Below are 18,912 nucleotides of genomic sequence, written 5' to 3' on the forward strand. Positions count from 1 at the left end.
TAAATGATACTAAGATTAAAAAATAAAAAGTGCAAGTAACATGTATTGTACGTACGATTTTTATATGATATCTCTCTCATTAATACGCTAAGCGCACCCTACACAAATTTTAATGCCAAATAGAAAGTAAAAAAAAGCCAGATTAGCAATCGCTAACCCAGCCTGTTTATTTAACTAAAGACAGATTACAGTAAGGCTCTAACCTTTGGATAAACCATATTGGCAGGAGACAAGATATCATCTAGTGTCTCTTTATCCATCAGTTTTTCTTCTAATACGATGTCATAAACACTGCCACCAGTCTCTTGTGCTCTTCTTGCGACAAAAGAAGACGCATCATAACCAAGATGCGGATTCAGCGCAGTGACCAGTCCGATATTATTGAATACCTCGACGCTACACGCCTCGTTATTCATCATCAAGCCATCGATACAGCGAGTAGCAAACATCTCACAGATATTGGCAAGCATGCTCATACCGGTAAACAAGTTAAAGGCAATCACTGGCTCAAAGACGTTGAGCTGTAGCTGACCATTTTCTGACGCCATAGCGATAGTATGATCGATACCCATCACATGGAAGCAAGCTTGATTGACCACTTCTGGGATAACAGGGTTTACTTTACCCGGCATAATTGAGCTACCAGGCTGCATTTCAGGCAAGCGATATTGCGCCAAACCAGCACGCGGACCCGAAGACTGTAAACGTAAGTCATGAGCAATCTTAGATAAACGGGCAGCAAACAGACGCAAATTGCCCGACAGTGCAACGTAAGCGCTGGTGTCTTGCGTCGCTTCAATCAAATCTTCAGCGATATAATAAGGTCTGCCAGTCAGCTCTGATAAGCTCTTGGCAACCTCTTCCGAATAGCCAGCTGGTGCGTTCAAACCGGTACCAATCGCTGTGCCACCCATATTGATTTCATGAAATAGCGCGCGAGTAGATTCGATACGATCCATCTCTTTTCTTATCATCGTAGCAAAGGCATTGAACTCTTGACCTGCGGTCATAGGTACGGCATCTTGCAAATGGGTACGCCCCATTTTTAATTGATCGGCAAGCTCAACGCTTTTTTTCTTCAGGCTTGTGTGCAATATAGCCATCTTATCTAACAGGCGCACGCAATAATCGTCCAAAGCAACATTCATCGCCGTAGGGTAGGCGTCGTTGGTCGATTGTGACAGGTTGACATCGTTATTTGGATGCACATGTTGATAATCGCCTTTTTCATAACCGAGGATTTCTAGGGCTCGGTTGGCAATCACCTCATTGGCGTTCATATTGGTTGACGTACCTGCGCCGCCTTGGAACATATCTACGATAAACTGGTCGTGATATTTATTATCGATTAAGTCATCGCACGCTGCTGCAATAGCGTCTTTAACCGTGTCATTTAGTACGCCTACTTTGTTATTGGCGATAGCCGCCGCTTTTTTAACGGTAGCGAAAGCACTAATAAAGGTAGAAAACTGATTTAAGCGCACACCACTGACGGTGAAGTTTTCAAAAGCACGTAAAGTTTGGATGCCATAGTAAGCATCAGCAGGGACGTCACGATAGCCGAGTAGATCATGTTCTTGGCGAGTAGCAGTAGTCATTCAATAAAATTCCTTTCAATAAAAAGCCCTGATTAAGACACAGTGAGACCGTCATTTATTAAAATGACAGTGGTTGCATCACATTGGTAAATCAATTCAATCAACATTCAAGCATAAGCCTTTTACAAGGCGATTAATAATGAATATTTATTGTATTATGCATAATAAAACAAAAAAGTTTATATCATAAACGGTTGATGATAAATGCTTGTGATTAGGCAAATGGGCTGAGCCATATGCTTAACTGCCGTGCAATGCTAACCCAAGTCCTCCCCCTTAATTCAGATTACACTCAATCAAGTAGGGCAAGTAAGCTATGTAAGTATGGTAGGGTAAGTGGTTAGCGATGATAATTACTGATATAAGCACGAGTAAAAATATAGGCAAGTATCTACTGTACTATGTTTAGACGATTAAAGCGATAAGGCGTTGCACCTTATACCTTATAAATTATCAAGCAAAGACAAGGCGTTCTCTCTTTTCTCTAATGATTACGCTAAATATTCAGGTTTCAGGTTTCAGGTTTCAGGTTTCAGGTTTCAGGTTTCAGGTTTAGGGTTTTGCTCTTATATTTTCCGTAAGTACGCCCATACCATAAAACAAGAAGGCGATAAGCGTCAAGGCGACGATAAATGGCGTCAACAGCCAAATCACAATATTGATTAATAATGACGATAATAAGCCATTAAAGATAATCGTATGAGGCGCGATAAAGTCCGAAACGACATCGACGGCACGCTTAGCAATCGGGAAGAGTAGGGTGCTGATGGCCAAAATATAGATATATTTTGCAAAGGCAGGATTGCTTGATAAGACAATGAAGTGAAATCCCAAGTAATACATGATACCTAATGCCCAACATTTGAGGGTGTAGCTTAAACGAATCATGTGACTTCTTCCCCAATATACTTGTGATTTTCTACTGCATTAAAAGCACGTCAATAAATTCTTAATAATGAATATATTATATATGTTATATTATGAATACATAGGTAAAGTCAATGGTTTTCTATGCTTACTGTTTACTTGCCCGCTATTTATATACATATTTTATAAATAGCTTAAGCAACAATATACTAAAGGAATGAGATATGTGGAACGAGCGCTATAACGAAGCAGAGTATATCTTTGGTACCGAACCTAATGATTTTTTAAGAGATACATTTAAGAAAATAACAGCAGGTGGTAAGGTTTTATGTTTGGCTGAAGGCGAAGGTAGAAATGCGGTATTTTTGGCGGAGCAAGGCTACGAAGTGACCGCCATGGATATGTCTGAAGTAGGTTTGAATAAGGCATTAAAGCTGGCGCAAGATAGAGGCGTGGAGATTAAGACGCAAGTTGCCGATTTAGCCAACTATGAATTTGGCGAAGCACAGTGGGATGGTATCGTTGCTATCTGGGCACATTTGCCTACAGCCATACGCCAGCACGTTCACGCTCAGATTGTAACAGCGTTAAAGCCGAATGGGATATTTCTCCTTGAGGCTTATACCGAACAGCAGCTAACCATGGATGCTGTCGGCGGACCTCCTGCAACGCAAAAAGAGCGCTTTGGTTCATTAGCAGTCTTGCGTGCCGAGCTGGCAGAGTTAGAAGAAATAACGGGTATCGAAAAGCAGCGCATGATTTCTGAAAGTACGCGCCATCAAGGTTTGAGTGCGGTGGTACAGTTTATTGCCAAAAAAACAGATAAACATAAATTTAAACGCTAATTTATAAACGTTATTGTCAGTTGTGATAATACAGATACAGATACAGATACAGATACAGATAATGATGATATTTATGGATATAAATAGTGGGCTGGCGATTCATTCTAATTGTTTAATCATAAGTACTTAATTCTAGGCATACAATTCACCGCTCGGACTGATGCCAAATAGCCGTTTATATTCTCGGCTAAACTGGCTCGGGCTTTCATAACCAACTTGCATGGCGATTTGCGATATCTGAGAGTCATTTGCCTGAATCAGACGCCGGGCTTCCATGAGTCGCAAACTCTTTTGATATTGTAACGGGCTTAACTGAGTAACTTCTTTGAAGTGATGATGAAACCCCGAAACACTCATGCCGCAGCGACTGGCCAATTCCTCTACAACAACTGCCTCATTTAGATGCGTCTTTATCCAATGGGTAGCTTGGGTGATACGGTGCGTATGGCTGCCATTGATTACCAGTTGGCGTAGTTTATTGCCTTGCTCTGCTATGAGCAGGCGATAGTAAATTTCTTGCTGAATTAATGAGGCAAGAAAGTCGATATCGTCTGGATAATCAAGCAAGTGTATAAGGCGCTCAAATGCCGCCAGTATGGTGCTGTCTAATTGCCATTTTATTCCTAAGTGATTAGCAGGCTTAAGTGCTTCGGGCTGTTTGGGCGGTATTTTTGCTAAAACCTCACCAATCATGGCAAGGTTTAATTTCATGGACAGCACAATGACCGGATGCTCTACCGATGCGTGCTTTATATGCATGCTTAAAGGAATATTGACCGGACAAAACATCAGATTGCTCTTATCAAACTTTTGGCAATCTGTACCCAAATAAATCTCACGTGCGCCTTGCAAGACGATACAAATACTGGGTTCTTGGATATAACTGATGGCTTTACTGGGTCTATCTGCACAGTAAAAAAATAAGCCTGAAATGGCAGATTCAATGGTTTGGTTTCTAGGCAAGAGGGAGAGTAGTTGCTCAATAGTTGATTGGTTCATTAGGCTTTCTTATTTTATTTAATTGCTCGATACTATAGATATTTGTAGAATTAGGCAAGCCGTTTGGAGCTATGTTCTAACGGATTGTCCTACATACTCCTATAATAGCTTTATTGAAAATGACCAAGCGCTACTGCTGATGCTAGCGCTAAACACAATAAACTATCTAAAACATAGCTGAGGAATCAATCATGAAAATATTTTATAAAACTCGCGCCACTGCAACCGGTGGTCGTTCTGGACATACCGGTCTTGACGATGGCTCATTAGGTTTTGATTTGGTTTCGTTTCAAGAAAAGGACAAAGAGGGCGTCAATCCAGAGCAGCTTTTTGCCATGGGTTACGCCGCTTGTTTCGATAGCGCCTTAAACCTGACAGCTCAACAAATGAAACTGCCAATAACTGCATCAAAAACTTCTACCCAAGTTGGTATTGGCATGAAAGCTGATGGCAGCTATAACTTAGATATCGATCTGTATATCGAAGTATCTGGTATCGATGAAGCCCAAGCGCAAACGCTTATCGAAGCCGCTCATCAAGTTTGCCCATACTCCAATGCTACACGCGGCAATGTAGACGCACGCTTGCATGTGACTGTGGTTTAATGGCTTTAATTTAATCATTGCTCTAATAACTATAAATAAATATAAAAATGACATGGCTTTCAATTGCTTGAGTATATAGCGTATTCAAGCAATTTTTTTATTTTGCATAAAAGATGGTACGCATAAAAAAGAGCCAGTAGTTTGACTACTGGCTCTTTTGTTTTAAATAGATTGTTTTAAATAGATTTGAATGAAAATACGGATTTTATTCAAATAACTATAATGCCTTTAACTACCATGCATTATTTATAATTATAATTTGCAGTTAACTTGGTACTCTTGGCCGTTGTCTGATTTGATGGTCATGATGCCAAAATCAGCTTTGGTGTGCCAATCATAAGTGGTTTTAGGGTTCACATCGTTTACATAACGAGCGCCAGAACCTGATACCGCTTGCTTCATGGTGATTTTTGCGTTGGTCAAACCAACTTTAGGCAAGGTAACGTTTAGGTTAGCAGCTTGACCATTGGCAGTGTATGCCGCAGTTACTTGACCGTTGTCTTCACAAGTAAATGATTGCACTACTTGCTGAGAATTGGTCGTTGGTGTAGTAGTGGTCGGTGCGCTGGTTGCACAAGCAGCTAGTAATACAGCAAAAGGCGCTACGGCTAATAATTTTTTCATAATATCTCTCAATGTCTATCAAAATTGGTGTGAATTTTATTTGTTACGCTAGGCGGTATAATATAACAAAAAATGTAATTTCGTGTTGTGGTTCGAGCTTAGGAAAGTAACATCGGCTAGCGGATTTATGACTGAAATGCATGGCTGGTCAAGCTTTGCTTACCATGAGCCTGTTATATCTCTACTATCAAACCTTTGTTTTTTCTTGCTTTTTATTTAAGACAAATACCAATACTGCACTCAAGATAACCGAGCTTGCGATAATAAACTCTAAGGTGAGCTGCTCGGACAAAAACACCACGCCCATAAGCGCTGCAAGTACAGGGACACAAAGCTGTACCACCGCAGATTGGGTGGTTTTTAGCAGCGGCATGGCCACATACCACATACTATAGCCGATGCCAGAGGCGATAGCACCTGACGCGACCGCCAGCATGACGCCCGTCATGCTTATGGTTGAGAGGTAACTCATACCGATCAGTGCCAATATCGGCACAGCAACTAGGCTTCTTAAAAAGTTAAAGCCCGTCGTTCTTAAGGGCGATACGCAGGTTTTGCCGCGTATGCTATAGATACCCCAAGCGGAACCACTTATTGCCATCATCAGCGCGCCAGATAAGGAAGGCGTTGCCGCGGACGGCAGCATCAAGTAGATAAAGCCTATCAATGCTATCAAAAGCGCTAGCCACTGTATGCGGTTGAGTGGCTCTTTATTATAAACTCCCCAACCAATCATCGTGAGCTGCACAACTGCAAACAAAATAAGCGCGCCCGTGCCAGTATCAAGCGCTTGGTAAGCCACTGAAAAACACAGTGCATAAATCACTAAGCTAATAGCACTGAGCCAATCGCCTTTGTCCGTTAAGACAGCAGGGTCAAAGTTGCCCGTCTGTTTTAGAGTAGTTCGCTTTAGGCTGTTTTGTTTTAAACTGTTTCGTCTTAAATAGTGAGCTTGTGCCGTCATGATTAGACCAAGGCAAGCGGCGCCGCTGAGCAAGCGGATAGCGGTAAAATTCCAAGCATCAATCGCACCGTCTGCCAATGCCATTCTACAAAGCAATGAGTTGGCGGCAAAGGCTATTAAGGCGGTTATCGTATATAAGGCAGCTTTCAAAATAATTCCTACAATCATTAACAAAGTTTTTGCATAAAATAGAGCAGCGTTAAGCAAAGCGGTAGATGTTAAGCACAGAAGTATATTGAGCAATTTTGCTGCGCTAATCCTGCCAAAAAATAATAACAAGGAAAAACACATGGATTGGGCAAGTATCTTTATTTATGACACCACATGGGCATTTGCCGCCGAAATACTCATACGCGTCATTGTGATGTTTACGCTTATTATTTTGTTTTTACGTTTTACCGGTAAGCGCGGCGTGCGGCAGCTGTCTATCTTTGAGCTGACAATTATCTTATCGCTTGGCTCTATCGCTGGTGACCCGATGTTCACCGAGGACTTGCCGATTATCCAAGCGGTACTGATTATGAGTACGGTGATTGTGCTTTATCGCTTGTGTACGTGGGCGATGATGAAATTCCAAGCTTTTGAAGACTTGCTAGAAGGGAGAGCGATTTATATTGTCGAGGACAGTATGTTGGTTCTTGATAAGATAAAAAAGGGCGAAATGTCGCACGATGAGTTTTTTGCTGAAATGCGCCAGCAAGGGGTTGAGCATCTAGGGCAAGTGCGTACCGGCTTACTTGAGACAGATGGTGAATTTAGCCTATTGTTATGTTCGCCTGAGGATACCTGCTATGGCTTGCCGCTTTTCCCTAAGCAGTATCAGCCAGTCGAACAGATAGAGCTAGATGTGCATTATGCTTGTATGTATTGCGGCTATGTGGACTTTATCTCAAACCCCAACCAATTATGCCAACGCTGTGAGAATGACTGTAAAAACTGGGCGAAAGCGTTAAATAATGAAATTGTTAGATAGTTTTAGATAGTTAGCGACACAGCATTTACCATCTTTGTTAAACAACCTGACTGCGTTAAATAGCCTAAGCATTCTTATTTGCTAAAATCATACTAATGACGTTAATAGTTTTACCACCTGCTGAACCCGTTCCTCTCTATCACCACCGATATGTTGAAAAGCCTTATTATGCAAGGTCAATTGACTGGCAAAATAAGCGCTAATGTCTTCGCGTTGATGAGGGCTATCACGCAAATCATCGGCAACCCATGGGATATCAACGTCGATTAAGAGTATTAAATCATAATGGTGTGCCAATGCCGCTTGGGTAAGCGCCTCAGGGCAATCACCATAATACCAGTTGGAATACACCATCAGCTCAAACAAGCTGGTATCACAGAATAAATAGCCACTATCAGACGTTTGCGCGGCTTGCTGAGCGAGTTTGTTTTCTAATTCAATCTGACCTTGCGCGATAGGCAATAAATCATCCCAAGTACAGGTCAGCTGCTCATTATCCCATTTTGCTTGCAGATAAGTGCGCATATATTCTGGCACCCATGGACAGCCAAAATGCGCGGCCAAATCGCGGCATAACGTGGTTTTGCCGGTACTTTCTGCCCCTAGTATGGCGACATTTATAACGGATTTAGGCGTATGCTGCGTGAGATTGCAGGCGGTAGCGTCGTTGCCATTCATAATATGCCCAGATTGCAATAAGAGTGAACACTACATATTGTAGCGCCGTAAAGGTCAAACCTTTATAAAAGTATAGCGGTACGGAAATAGCATCAGCGATAATCCAAAGTAGCCAATGCTCAATTTTGCGCCGTGCCATCAGCCACATTGCCATTAAAAACAGCGCCGTGGTCAGCATATCGGTGTAATCGACCCACGTAAACAAATGCAAGCCCAATACCGCACCATCAAAGCTAAAGTTATTATTGATGACCGGTCTAAAATAATAGACCAAAGCGACAAAAGCAATGGTCGCCGCCGCCAGTGCGCTCAATATGGGCACATCTTTTTTGCTTAAATGTTCAACTTCAATAGCATATTGAGCATCCGTATTTTGCCCGCGCTCATCTTGCGGCTGGCTGGTTGGATTTATATGATCCTGATGCTTTTTGATTTCTATATTGTTTTTATTTTGCGTCCAGTTTATCCAACCATAGATACTCATGACGCTGTAATAAGCATTGATAAACATATCGCCGAATAATTGCCATTTCCACAGCAGATAGACAAAGATGGCGGTGCTGACCAGCCCAATAGGAAAAACCAAAATATTGGTTTTGCTGGCAAGTAAAACGCTGCTGACCCCAAAGATTACCGCAATCAATTCTAAGGCAATAAATAGGGTCGGGTAGTCAGCATATTGCCCGAATAGCCAGTTTAGGAGTTCCGCCATTGCTATTCCAAAGTCAAAAAGTAAAAAGAAAGAGTGGATAATATCAGTTAAGTTGATAAAAATTTAACAAGTCCATGCCAGTTATTGATAATTAGCCGCAAACAAGCGAATCTATATTGAATAAAATAACGCGATCAAGCCATGCTAATCAACGCTGATTATAGCGCAGCTGTTGGGAAATGAAGCCAATCTTTACTTATTCTCGTCAAGAAGCTGATTATTTGTAACAAAGTATTAGAAAAATTATATTATTCAGGCATAATAAAGGCACTTATTTTAAGTTTACAGTTATTCACCGAAAATTAGACGACTGTTGTTTTCTCCACTTTTATGCTTATTGCAAGCACCATCGTAGTAGACAAGGAAGCGCATCATGACGACTTGTATCACGGGCACTGGCCTGTATATTCCCCCTTATAGCATCAGTAATGAAGAGCTGGTTGATTCATTTAACCAATATGTTGAAAATTATAATGCTAAGCATGCTGATGAGATTGAAGCAGGAACGGTTACTGCGCTTCAGCCTTCATCAGCGGCTTTTATCGAAAAAGTCTCAGGCATCAAATCACGTTATGTGATGGAAAAAGACGGTATCTTAGATCCTGAAATCATGGCACCGGTCATCCCTTACCGCAATTTGGGTGAAGAGCTGTCTATCATGGCAGAAATGGGCACGGCAGCGCTAAAAGATGCGCTCGCAGATGCGGGTCTGGAGGCCAATGATTTAGATGGTATTATTCTTGCCTGCTCAAATTTTCAGCGTACTTATCCTGCGGTTTCTATCGAGATTCAGGATGCCATCGGTATGGTTGGTGGCTTTGCTTATGATATGAACGTGGCTTGTAGTGCGGCGACTTTTGGTCTATCGCAAGCCCATGGCTCAATCGTGTCGGGTCTTGCTAAACGCGTTGCTGTAGTCAATGTTGAGATTACCTCAGCGCATCTAAACTGGCGCAACCGTGATAGCCACTTTATCTTTGGTGATGTGGCAACCGCTTCTATCGTTGAAGAGCTTGATACGCCAAAAGGTTATGAGATTCTAAACGCCAAGCTGTTCACGCAGTTTTCGACCAATATTAAAAACGAATATGGCTTTATGGACCGCTCTGAGTTCTTAGCGGCGCAGACTGAGATGTATCCGGATATCAAAGAGCCGGTCACCGACAAGCTGTTTTTGCAAAATGGCCGTAAAGTATTCCGTGAAGTCTGTCCAAAGGTTTCTGAGATTATCACTGAGCATTTACATGACAATGAGCTGCAAGCTAGTGACATCAAGATGATGTGGCTACACCAAGCCAATGCCAATATGCTTGATTTAATTTTGCGCACAGTCGTTGGACGTGATGCCGATAAAGCCATTGTGCCAAGTGTTATTGATGAATTTGCCAATACCAGCTCTGCCAGTCCGATGATCGTTTTCCATCGTTATAAAGATGCGCTAGAATCTGGAGACTTGGGCGTGATTTGCTCATTTGGTGCAGGTTACTCAATCGGTTCAGTGTTGGTTCGTAAAGTTTAATATTTCGTTAAAGTTTTCTGATAACCATAATAGCCGCAAAAATAGCTAAGAGTTTTCTTAGCTATTTTTTTATGTCCGCTATTTATAGCTTTTTCTGGACTGTTTTTGTGCGCTATATTTACTGATTTCTTATTGGCCGCAGAACTATGGGCTGATATGAAGCTATGGGCTAATATTTAGGCATAATCTGCAATAAAACAGCCAGTTTAGGAATATTATGGCAAGATTGCTTAGAGGTTTTAAATTAAGCGCAAAAATTTGCTATAATCACTCTCTTATTTTACTCATTTTAAAAAAGTCCTTTTATGAAAGAATCCTTACGCCTGCGTTTAGACCAGATGGTAGACCGTTATGAAGAGGTCACCGCCTTATTATCAGACCCGAGTGTCATCAGCGATAATAATAAGTTTCGTGAATTGTCCGTTGAGCATAGTGACTTGATGGATATCACTACTTTATGGCAGAACTATGTGCGTGCAGAAACGGATCAGGCGGATGCAGAGGCGATGCTGGCGGAAGCTTCAGACCCTGAAATGAAAGAGATGATGCAGGACGAGATTGACAGTGCGCGTGACACCATTGTCGAGATGGAAGAAGCGCTTAACGTCATGATGTTGCCAAAAGACCCTAATGATAAAGTGCCTGCTTTCTTGGAAATTCGTGCGGGAACGGGCGGTGATGAAGCGGCGATTTTCTCGGGTGACTTGTTCCGTATGTATCAAAAGTATGCCCAAACTCAAGGCTGGACGGTAGATATTCTGTCGGCTAATGAGGGTGAACATGGCGGCTATAAAGAGATTATTACCCGTGTGTCGGGCAATAGCGTTTATGGTCGTTTAAAGTTTGAGTCAGGCGCTCACCGCGTACAGCGTGTCCCTGAAACCGAAAGCCAAGGTCGTGTCCATACCTCGGCTTGTACGGTTGCGGTGATGCCGGAAGTTGAGATTGATGATACCGTCGATATCAATCCTGCAGACATTAAAATGGATACCTTCCGCTCAAGTGGCGCTGGTGGACAGCACGTTAATACCACGGACTCTGCGGTACGTTTGACGCACATTCCGACCGGTACCGTGGTAGAGTGTCAACAAGAACGCAGTCAGCATAAAAACCGGGCGCATGCGATGAAAATGCTGGTGTCCAAAATCCAGCAAGCAAAAGTACAAGCGCAGGTCGATGTGGCGGATTCAATACGTCGTGACTTGGTCGGTAGCGGCGATCGCTCAGAGCGCATTCGTACTTATAACTTCCCGCAAGGTCGTATGACTGACCATCGAATCAACCTGACTTTATACAAGCTTGATTCGATTATGGAAGGTGACTTGGATGAAATCCTCGATGCGCTGTTACGCGAACACCAAGCAGACTTGATGGCCAGTATCGGCGGCGGTGATTAAGACGGTTAACGGTTAAAAGCAGATTAAGTTAAAAGCCGTAAACCATGCCGATAAGCCGGTTATTTATAATAGTAAAACTAAGGTAACGATTATGATAAATAACTGGTTAGCTTCAAAACAATCCTTTAATGGCATGGTGTTAATTATATTGGCTATGCTTATGGCGTTTTGGTTATCTGCTTGTAGCGTGACGCCCGCAACTTCGACAGCGGCACTAACACCGTCCGATAGCACCGAATCCGCTGAAACAGCTGATCCATTGACTTACCAAGCATGCGTATATCCGCCTAATGAGCTGGTACAAGCTTGTGAGGTAAAAGGTGGAACGTTTTTGCAGCAAGGTAGGCTTGGCTGTTATCAGTGTGTGCTGTCTTATAGCGATGCTGGCAAGGTTTGCCAAGATGGTGCTGACTGCCAAGGACAATGCAAAAACACGGGTGAATTTATAGATTCACATGCCAACAATCAAACAGGGCAATGCGCCAGTGATAGCAGCACGTTTGGCTGTTATCAAACGATTGAAAAGGGTGTGGCACAGCCTGCTATTTGTGTCGATTAGTTCTAGCGCTTTTTAGTATGAAAAATCAATAAGTATTATTGAGCTTCCTTATTTATATGTTTTATTTGAACGTCTTATTTTAATTTACTTCGTTTATTCCTTTAATTATCTAATAATTTTGAGAGTATTATGTCAAAGCACAACAATCAAGACCAGAATCAAGAGCAAACTCCAGAAGATGCGAACGAGCTGATTGCTCAACTACAAGCTAAGCTAGATGAAATCACGGCGTCAGGTAAGCAGCCTTATCCTAATACCTTTAAGCGCACAGATTACGCTCAGGATTTGCAAACGGCTTTTGATGGTATCTCAAAGCAAGAAATCGAAGATAAAATTGCCAACGGTGAAAAAACTCAGGTAAACGTTGCCGGTCGCGTGATGCTAAACCGTGGGGCATTTATTGTTATTCAAGATATGACTGGTCGTATTCAGTTATATGTGGCACGCAAACAGCTAGATCCAGAGACATTGGCGACGATTAAATCGCTAGATTTGGGTGATATCGTTGGCGTATCTGGTTATATCGGTCGTTCTGGAAAAGGTGACTTATATGTCCATATCGAAGAGTTTACTCTGTTGACCAAAGCACTACGTCCGATGCCAAATAAGTTCCATGGCTTAGCGGATGTCGAAGCGCGCTACCGCAATCGCCATCTTGATTTGATGACCAATGAGACGACTCGCGACACCTTTGTGATACGTAGTCAGGTTATCAGCGGTATTCGCAAGTTTATGCTAAATGAGCGTTTTATGGAAGTTGAAACGCCTATGATGCATCCTATCCCAGGTGGCGCGGTTGCGCGTCCGTTTGTGACCCATCATAACGCTTTAGATATGCCGTTATACCTGCGTATTGCGCCTGAGCTGTATCTAAAACGCCTGGTGGTTGGTGGTTTTGAGAAAGTGTTTGAGATTAACCGCAGTTTCCGTAATGAAGGTGTGTCAACCCGTCATAATCCTGAATTTACCATGATTGAGTTTTATCAGGCGTATGCTGACTATCATGACTTGATGGATTTGACCGAGCGCTTATTTAACGAATTGGCGATGGACATTTTGGGCACTACTGAGCTTACTTATCAAGAGGAAGCGATTAGCTTAAAAGCGCCTTTTGAGCGTCTGTCGATGTCTGATGCGATTGCTAAGTATGCAGAAAACTTCGATATGGCACGCATTAATGACCGTGACTATCTTGCAGAATATGCTTCAACGACCCTTAAACAACAAGTGAAAGATGTCTTTGGTGTGGGTAAATTGCAGACTATTATTTTTGAAGAAACCGCTGAGCATCAGCTACGTCAGCCGACTTTTATCACAGAATACCCTGCTGAAACGTCGCCACTGGCGCGCCGTAACGATGACAATCCTGAGATTACCGATCGCTTTGAGCTATTTATCGGTGGTCGTGAACTGGCCAATGGTTTTAGTGAGCTTAATGATCCTGCCGATCAAGCTGAGCGTTTCCATGGCCAAGTCGCTGAAAAAGATGCTGGCGATGATGAAGCGATGCATTTTGATGAAGAATATATCGAAGCCTTATCTTATGGCTTACCGCCAACAGCAGGCGAGGGTATTGGTATCGATCGCTTGGTGATGCTATTTACGGACTCGGCCAGTATTCGTGATGTGATTTTATTCCCGCATATGCGCCGCAAGCATGAAAGCTAAACTGCTTTACTTGCCATAAATCCACGCTGGGACTAAACTGAACATAAGAAGGCTCTTTCTACTTTTAACGGAATGGTCTCAAGTTCTTTATGAGACCTTATGTATAGGGATATTATGGACAATCAGCAAGTACCAGCGTCGATTTGGCAGCAGATGATTCAGCAGAATTTTTTATCTTTGTACGACTTAACCCCAGACAAAATCACTGACCCTGAGTATCTTCAGGGTTATGATTTTGTTTTTGAGTTTTCTAATGCCGTGGTCTACCTTATCGTCAATGATGTAACGATACAGGCTGATAGGCAGGATATCGATAGTACTCAGGTGCGTACGTGGAGAAAAGACGTTGTCAATCAGCTGATTAAGCAACATGCTCAGCTGTATCTTAAAAATGATAAGGCGCTTGCCTATAAAGATGAATCTATAAACAAATCTAAAAATGAATCGGCATCTGACACAACGGCAGACAAGGCGATTTATTTTATTGGTTTGACCGCACTTTCGATTCAGCATCAAGACATTGCTGAAAAAAACAGCGCTCAGAGTACTTATCACAATAGCTATCAAAACAGTTATCGTAATAGTCACCAGAGTAAGCCCGCAGAGGCGGTCTCTTATGCGGTTGGCTATGAATATGGCAGTCAGTTTTTTGCGGAAGACTGTGTGCTAGATTTGGACGATGAAGAAAGTGTCCTACAAGTATTCAGCTATCAGAACTTCACTGAGATACTCAAACAGTTGGTGACGCCCAGCGATTTGACGGCATTTCTAGACTTTCACCGCGGTAAGCTGACAGGGTTTGAAGCGTTTCAAGATGAGTCAACCTTGCTTGTACAGTTTTTGCAGTCGCCAGATTTTCATCAAAGGGCGATTAAAGTTCAAGAACAATTAGTCAGCCATGATTTGATAGCGCAGATTGAACCGCGATTGTTAAAAGCGGCAGAGCGTGAGCAAGCTGAATTTGCTAAAGCATTGATGGCAGAGATTCAAAAGAACACGCGCATGTGGTATCAGCTTTTTAATAGCTTAGTCAGAGAGCATTATGACGCCGGTACGCCACTGCCAAAAGAGCAGGTTGATATTTTGGTCGACGAGTCGATGTATACCTATGCTTGTTTGGTAGAAAAAATCTTGGCTCACAGGACGATTGACCAAGATTCACGCTGGAATGGTTATGTGCGCCATGAGCATTCTTATAATGTTTTTGGGCGTCATTATCTGCTGGTATTTTATGCGCAAGATGATAACAGCTCGTTAAGTGCCGATAAGGTATGTGCTGGCCATCAAGATTTATTATTTGAGCTTAATGCCCAAATGCAGCAACCTGTTATGCAAGATCTGTTTTTGATCGGTGTCGACGTCAGACCTTGTGAAAATAGCGTGAATACCGAGGTTCATCTTGACGCATTTCATCAGCACGGCTCGCTTATCGATGCAAATACCCAACGTTTGTATGAGCAATTGGCTGAGTTACGGGCGCAATCATAAGCTATGCTAGAACCCAGTTTCGATGTCTGGTTTCAATACCGAATTTTAAGCTAAATCGCTGATTTGAAGCTTTATTTATATTACTACTCACATTGGCATTCATTATGACGCAGCAATATCAAGTTTTAGCGCGCAAATATCGCCCCAAAAACTTTCACGAGTTGATTGGGCAATCACACGTCTCACAAGCACTGATAAATGCGATTGATTATAATCGTCTGCATCATGCTTATCTATTTACCGGTACGCGCGGTGTCGGTAAGACCACTATCGCGCGTATTTTGTCTAAATGCTTAAACTGCGATACCGGTATTACCAGCACCCCATGTGGCGTCTGTGATAATTGCGTGGCGATTGATCAAGGGCGTTTTATTGATTTGATCGAGATTGATGCCGCCTCTCGTACCAAAGTTGAAGACACGCGCGAGCTACTTGATAATGTCCCTTATGCGCCAAGCCAAGGTCGTTATAAAGTGTACCTGATTGATGAGGTGCATATGCTGTCGACACACAGCTTTAATGCGCTGCTTAAAACCTTGGAAGAGCCACCTGAGCATGTAAAGTTCCTGTTGGCCACTACTGATCCGCAAAAGCTGCCTATTACGATTATCTCGCGTTGTTTACAGTTTGTGCTGCGTCCTTTATCGCAAAGTTTACTCAGTGAACATCTAGCCAATATTTTAACCCAAGAGCAGGTAGGTTATACACAGCCTGCGCTTTGGCAATTGGCCAGTGCCGCAAAAGGTTCAGTTCGTGATGCGTTATCATTGACCGACCAAGCGATTGCTTTTGGGCAAGGTGCGCTCGATGATGTGACGGTTAATGCCATGCTTGGCTTAATTGACGCCGCTGATTTGGTGCGTTTAATCACAGATATTTATAATCATGATAAATCAGCGGTTGCCACTCATATCGAGCAGATGCGTGCACAAATGGTCGATGCGACCAGTATGTTTGATGGCTTGGCTGAGCTGTTACATCAATTGGCATTGACGCAATTGCTGCCTGAAGTTGCCCTTAACGTAAACGAGGCACAAGCGCAGGATATTAATCAGCTTGCCCAGCATATGAGTCCTGACGTTTTACAGCTATATTATGAAATCGTAGTACAAGCGCGTGAAGGCGTCAAACTTGCTAGCACACCGATGCAAGCGCTTGAGATGTGTATTTTACGTTTATTGGCTTTTCGCCCTTTACCCGTTGATGAGATTTTAGCGAACCTACCTGATAGCACCATACCACCTAGCTCTATACCATCTAACCCTGTAATACCTAATCCTACAGTTTCGATAGAAACAGTGATTTCTACTATCTCTAAAGATGAATCCAATACAGCATCAATAGATGCAAATACTATTGAGGCTTCAAATACCAATGCGCTTTTAAATACTAATGAGCATTCAGCATTGGCTTCTTCATTAGTGTCAACATCAGCAGTAATGTCAGAGCCGCTATCAGAATCGCAGCCAGAACAGCAGTTAAAAGCAGTAGCGGAATCAATACCGCCGCTACAAGATTATGATGCTGATTATCCGACCCCAAATCAAAATGAGGTCGAGTCATATAACGCAAGCTATGATAATGCGGAATTGAGTCAATATGATGGTTATAGTCATAGCCATGATGAAAGGTTAGATTTATTAGACAGCAACGTTAGCTCTGAACCTGTTGTTGAGCCTGAACCTGTTGTTGAGCCTGAACCTGTTGTTGAGCCTGAACCTGTTGTTGAGCCTGAACCTGTTGTTGAGCCTGAACCTGTTGTTGAGCCTGAACCTGTTGTTGAGCCTGACGCAAATGATTCTCAATTAACTGCGCAAGCTGATGATCCGCGTACCTTGTTACGTTGCGCCCCTCAACCGTTGACGGGCGAGTGGACGCCAGACAAATGGGATTATTGGTTACAATATGCGCGTGAAGCCGGTAGTTTGGCGCCAGATGAATTGGCACTGGCGCGTCAAGGGATGATGACCGGCTACTGTAATGATAAAGCTGTCTTTGTCACTGCAGTGGATAGCAAGCATTTACAAGCCACCTTTCAGCAGCTGGCGGCAAAACTGCAAGAACAATTTACGCAAGCAGACATCAGCTTGCAGATAGATGGCAGTATTATGCAAGCCGATGATAAGACGCCTGAACGTCGTCAACAAAAACGCCTCATACAAGCCCGAGCAGTGGCAGAGTCTAGATTGCTCAATACGCCTGTCATGCAATATTTGACTGAGCGCGGCGAAGGAAAAATGGGCAAAGTTCAGTTATATTAAACAATCAGTAGTTTTATAATGGTTGTTATTTTAATAGTTAGATAATTACTAAACCTATTATAGTGAATAAAATATCAAGGCGAGATTAGGTTATCGCCTTGATATTTTTGGTTTTATTAACGAGTAAATCCGCTTTATTGACCGTCAGAGGTATATTAAAAAACTGTAAGATTTATGATAATCGGCTATAATGGTTAAGTTATATTAAAAACTAAAAAGCAGCTTAGGTGAGAATATGTTAGATAATTTACGTGGTATGGCTGTGTTTGCCAGTGTGGTCGGACACGGCTCTTTTAGTGGTTCAGCTCGTGAACTGGGTATTACAACCAGTGCGGTTAGTCAGCAGATACGTTCTTTAGAAAACGAGCTGGGTGTGGTGCTCCTGCATCGCTCAACTCGTAAGCTTAGCTTAACAGAAGCGGGTGCCAGCTTTTATGAAGCGGCAAAAGACGTGGTTAGCGCTGCTGAGCAAGGGCGTATCAAGGTCAATCAATTACGTGATGAGCTGGCTGGTAGCTTGCGTATTGCAACGACGCCTGAGCTGGGTGTACATCATATTTTACCGGCATTATCGACTTGGATGTCTGCGCACGACGACCTTAGCATTACGTATTTCGCCGACAATCATTATATCGACATGATCGATGAGCGCATTGATATTGCGGTACGTATGAGCCCAAATATCAATGATTCAACGTTAAGCAATCATCCGTTATCTGATGTGCGTCAACTGTTGGTCGCCTCACCGCAGTATTTACGTCAACATAAAAAAATCGAAACCCCAAAAGATTTGGTAGACCATCAATTGATTTGCATCGATCTTATGAAAGATGCCAATCACTTAGAGCTGTCCCAAACGGAAACGGGTAAAAAAACCCGCATTAAGATGAACTCACGTATTCATACCAATAACGTCTTTATGGCGATGACCTTGGCAAAAGAAGGTCATGGCTTAATTCGAATCATGGAAATGGACGTCAAAAAAGAGCTTGAAAACGGCAATTTAGTCGAAGTTTTGACTGGCTATCAGCTGCCAAGTTTCGTGTTGTATGCCGTCACTTTAAACCGTGATCAGCAGCCTGCGAAAATCACCCGCTGCTTAGAGGTATTAAAAAAGTACTTTCATGCCAATTAAGCTAAGCGCGTAATAACATT

The 18,912-nt window shown here is 42.6% G+C and carries 17 protein-coding genes; 10 read left to right on the forward strand and 7 right to left on the reverse strand.

Annotated features, from left to right (window positions below; all coding sequences use genetic code 11):
* Nucleotides 1-185 precede the first annotated feature (185 nt).
* Complete coding sequence (locus tag ACP7AA_RS04245; protein ID WP_426222753.1) at nucleotides 186-1,598, reverse strand: aspartate ammonia-lyase; 1,413 nt, start codon at nucleotides 1,596-1,598, stop codon at nucleotides 186-188.
* 552 nt (nucleotides 1,599-2,150) lie between these two features.
* Nucleotides 2,151-2,486, reverse strand: coding sequence for a hypothetical protein (locus tag ACP7AA_RS04250; protein ID WP_298906901.1), 336 nt, complete (start codon nucleotides 2,484-2,486; stop codon nucleotides 2,151-2,153).
* A 203-nt stretch (nucleotides 2,487-2,689) separates the two neighbouring features.
* On the opposite strand from ACP7AA_RS04250, the gene ACP7AA_RS04255 reads away from it, so the two are divergent.
* On the forward strand, nucleotides 2,690-3,310 hold the full coding sequence (locus ACP7AA_RS04255; protein WP_426222754.1) for a class I SAM-dependent methyltransferase: 621 nt from the start codon (nucleotides 2,690-2,692) through the stop codon (nucleotides 3,308-3,310).
* A gap of 132 nt (nucleotides 3,311-3,442) precedes the next feature.
* Here ACP7AA_RS04255 and ACP7AA_RS04260 read toward each other — a convergent pair whose 3' ends face one another.
* The gene (locus ACP7AA_RS04260) at nucleotides 3,443-4,309 is read right to left on the reverse strand and encodes an AraC family transcriptional regulator N-terminal domain-containing protein (RefSeq protein ID WP_426222755.1); all 867 of its coding nucleotides are present in this window, start codon (nucleotides 4,307-4,309) and stop codon (nucleotides 3,443-3,445) included.
* Nucleotides 4,310-4,500: 191 nt separating this feature from the next.
* Here ACP7AA_RS04260 and ACP7AA_RS04265 point away from each other — a divergent pair, with 191 nt between their 5' ends.
* Nucleotides 4,501-4,914, forward strand: a complete 414-nt coding sequence (locus ACP7AA_RS04265; RefSeq protein WP_201625953.1) for an organic hydroperoxide resistance protein — start codon at nucleotides 4,501-4,503, stop codon at nucleotides 4,912-4,914.
* A gap of 252 nt (nucleotides 4,915-5,166) precedes the next feature.
* On the opposite strand, the gene ACP7AA_RS04270 is transcribed toward ACP7AA_RS04265, so the two are convergent.
* Nucleotides 5,167-5,538 carry an MliC family protein gene (locus tag ACP7AA_RS04270; protein ID WP_201565000.1) on the reverse strand — a complete coding sequence of 124 codons (372 nt, stop codon included), beginning with the start codon at nucleotides 5,536-5,538 and terminating at the stop codon, nucleotides 5,167-5,169.
* Between the two features lie 187 nt (nucleotides 5,539-5,725).
* The gene (locus tag ACP7AA_RS04275) at nucleotides 5,726-6,652 is read right to left on the reverse strand and encodes a DMT family transporter (RefSeq protein WP_426222756.1); all 927 of its coding nucleotides are present in this window, start codon (nucleotides 6,650-6,652) and stop codon (nucleotides 5,726-5,728) included.
* A gap of 139 nt (nucleotides 6,653-6,791) precedes the next feature.
* Between ACP7AA_RS04275 and ACP7AA_RS04280 the strand changes: the two genes are divergently transcribed.
* Nucleotides 6,792-7,475, forward strand: a complete 684-nt coding sequence (locus tag ACP7AA_RS04280) for a DUF421 domain-containing protein (RefSeq protein WP_426222757.1) — start codon at nucleotides 6,792-6,794, stop codon at nucleotides 7,473-7,475.
* A gap of 87 nt (nucleotides 7,476-7,562) precedes the next feature.
* Here ACP7AA_RS04280 and ACP7AA_RS04285 read toward each other — a convergent pair whose 3' ends face one another.
* Together ACP7AA_RS04285 and pnuC are read right to left on the reverse strand one after the other, a co-directional pair.
* Entirely contained in the window at nucleotides 7,563-8,153 is a 591-nt protein-coding gene (locus tag ACP7AA_RS04285) for an AAA family ATPase (RefSeq protein WP_426222758.1), read from the reverse strand.
* A complete protein-coding gene (gene pnuC / locus ACP7AA_RS04290; protein ID WP_281491541.1) occupies nucleotides 8,104-8,865 on the reverse strand; it encodes a nicotinamide riboside transporter PnuC in 762 nt (253 codons plus the stop codon). Before pnuC ends, ACP7AA_RS04285 begins: the two co-directional genes overlap by 50 nt.
* Nucleotides 8,866-9,238: 373 nt before the next feature.
* Here pnuC and ACP7AA_RS04295 point away from each other — a divergent pair, with 373 nt between their 5' ends.
* From ACP7AA_RS04295 to ACP7AA_RS04325, 7 genes are all read left to right on the forward strand, one after another.
* The gene (locus ACP7AA_RS04295; protein WP_201565005.1) at nucleotides 9,239-10,384 is read left to right on the forward strand and encodes a beta-ketoacyl-ACP synthase III; all 1,146 of its coding nucleotides are present in this window, start codon (nucleotides 9,239-9,241) and stop codon (nucleotides 10,382-10,384) included.
* 305 nt (nucleotides 10,385-10,689) lie between these two features.
* Nucleotides 10,690-11,781: a peptide chain release factor 1 gene (prfA, locus tag ACP7AA_RS04300; protein WP_201565006.1), complete on the forward strand. Its 1,092-nt coding sequence runs from the start codon at nucleotides 10,690-10,692 to the stop codon at nucleotides 11,779-11,781.
* A gap of 91 nt (nucleotides 11,782-11,872) precedes the next feature.
* Nucleotides 11,873-12,340 carry a hypothetical protein gene (locus tag ACP7AA_RS04305; protein ID WP_426222759.1) on the forward strand — a complete coding sequence of 156 codons (468 nt, stop codon included), beginning with the start codon at nucleotides 11,873-11,875 and terminating at the stop codon, nucleotides 12,338-12,340.
* Nucleotides 12,341-12,469: 129 nt separating this feature from the next.
* Nucleotides 12,470-14,008: a lysine--tRNA ligase gene (lysS, locus tag ACP7AA_RS04310; RefSeq protein ID WP_271133328.1), complete on the forward strand. Its 1,539-nt coding sequence runs from the start codon at nucleotides 12,470-12,472 to the stop codon at nucleotides 14,006-14,008.
* A gap of 99 nt (nucleotides 14,009-14,107) precedes the next feature.
* Complete coding sequence (locus ACP7AA_RS04315; protein ID WP_426222760.1) at nucleotides 14,108-15,496, forward strand: hypothetical protein; 1,389 nt, start codon at nucleotides 14,108-14,110, stop codon at nucleotides 15,494-15,496.
* A 104-nt stretch (nucleotides 15,497-15,600) separates the two neighbouring features.
* Nucleotides 15,601-17,757 (forward strand): DNA polymerase III subunit gamma/tau, encoded by a 2,157-nt coding sequence (dnaX, locus tag ACP7AA_RS04320; RefSeq protein WP_426222761.1) that lies wholly within the window; start codon nucleotides 15,601-15,603, stop codon nucleotides 17,755-17,757.
* Between the two features lie 235 nt (nucleotides 17,758-17,992).
* Nucleotides 17,993-18,892 (forward strand): LysR family transcriptional regulator, encoded by a 900-nt coding sequence (locus ACP7AA_RS04325; protein WP_201565011.1) that lies wholly within the window; start codon nucleotides 17,993-17,995, stop codon nucleotides 18,890-18,892.
* The last annotated feature ends 20 nt before the right edge of the window (nucleotides 18,893-18,912 follow it).

Source organism: Psychrobacter sp. DWR1-2-3 (assembly GCF_049896465.1).
GTDB classification, from domain to species: Bacteria; Pseudomonadota; Gammaproteobacteria; order Pseudomonadales; family Moraxellaceae; genus Psychrobacter; species Psychrobacter maritimus.